At 75.1% G+C, this 1,317-nt stretch carries 1 protein-coding gene and 1 pseudogene; both read left to right on the top strand.

The genetic code is table 11. From position 1 onward, the window contains the following. On the top strand, nucleotides 1–1,003 hold a 1,003-nt coding region (locus tag AB0G02_RS40680; RefSeq protein ID WP_360806021.1), incomplete at its 5' end, for a hypothetical protein. Nucleotides 1,004–1,124: 121 nt separating this feature from the next. Beyond that, nucleotides 1,125–1,317, top strand: a pseudogene (locus tag AB0G02_RS40675) (hypothetical protein); the annotation flags it as partial.

Raw genomic sequence — 1,317 nt, 5'->3', positions numbered from 1 at the left:
GCTCGACCCCGGGTCGCCGCCCACGGACACCGCCGGGCGCTACCACACCTGGACCAGGGTGGCCGCCGACCCGGCGCCGGGCAGGCTCTCCCGGCTGGTCGACGCGCGGCGGCACACCGCCGCCTACCTGCCCTCCCACCTGCACGAGCAGCAACGCACCCTCGACGCCCTGCAACCCGAGGTGCTGCACCTGGCCCGCGCCGCCGGCCACGACACCACCACCCCCGTGCTGGCCGGGGTGTTCCCCACCGGCACCCTCGACGCGCTCAGCGTCCCCGTCCCCGGCCGGGGCGTGCTGGTCCTGGTCGACACCTCGCTGCTGGACCTGCTCGACGCCGTGCTCAAGACCATGACCGGGGCGCTGCCCACCTACGGCAGCCCGCCGCTGCTCACCCCGGACCAGACGTCCTACGTGCTGGCCGAGGCGTTCAACGCCCACCTGTACGGCAACGGGGCCGGTCGGGCGTGGCGGCTGCCCGAGCTGTCCGGGCAGCGCGCCGCGCTGGTGTCGCTGATGGCCCGGCGGGCGACCCAGTTCGTCCTGGCCCACGAGGTGTCGCACCTGCTGGCCGGGCACCTGCGGCACGCCCGTCGCCGCATCGACGCCGGCACCCCGGTGGGGGCGCTCGTCGCCCGGTCGGTCGGCTGGCCGCGCGAGCACGAGGCCGACCGGCTCGCCGCCTCGATCATGCTGCACACCCTGGACGGGCTGGGCGCGCGGGAACTGGAGGCGTACGAGCCGTGCCTGGTCGGCGCGGTGCTGCTGGTGCTGTTCCTGCACGAGGTCACCGACCGGCTCGCCGACGAGCTCGGCCTCACCGTCCCGTTCGCCGGCAACCACCCGCCGCCCGTGCGGCGCATCCAGACCCTCGTCGAACACCTCGCCGCGCAGGTCCGCACGCCCCGCGCGCTCGACCTCGCCGCCGACGTCGCCACCTGGCTGGAGGAGCAGCTCGACGGGGTGCGGGAGTGGTTCCGCCTCGCGGACGAGGCGCTGGTCTGACCGGGCGTCGCGAGCTCACCCGAACGGCCCTGCCGGCGGGAACGGACGGCGACGACCCCGACACACGGCCGGGTGGTGTGGTTCACCCCGAGGTCTGATCCGCGGCCGAGCCGCACCGGTGGTGACGCGGTCCTGGTGCGATCCGGGGGCGGGTGACGACACCCGTTCGCGCTCACCGGAGGAGGAACGTCCGTGGCGACGTACAAGACAGAGATCGGTACCGGCGGCGGGTGGCGCGTCGGCCAAGTACGTCGAGTCCGCGTTCAACGGCGCCATGTGGGGCCTGATGGGCATCGCGGTCGTGGTCGGCGCCG

Source organism: Actinosynnema sp. NPDC023658, from assembly GCF_040639995.1.
Classification (GTDB): Bacteria; Actinomycetota; Actinomycetes; order Mycobacteriales; family Pseudonocardiaceae; genus Actinosynnema.
The sequence above is the reverse complement of the archived record's forward strand: the minus strand, read 5'-3'. Positions and strand labels throughout refer to the sequence as shown.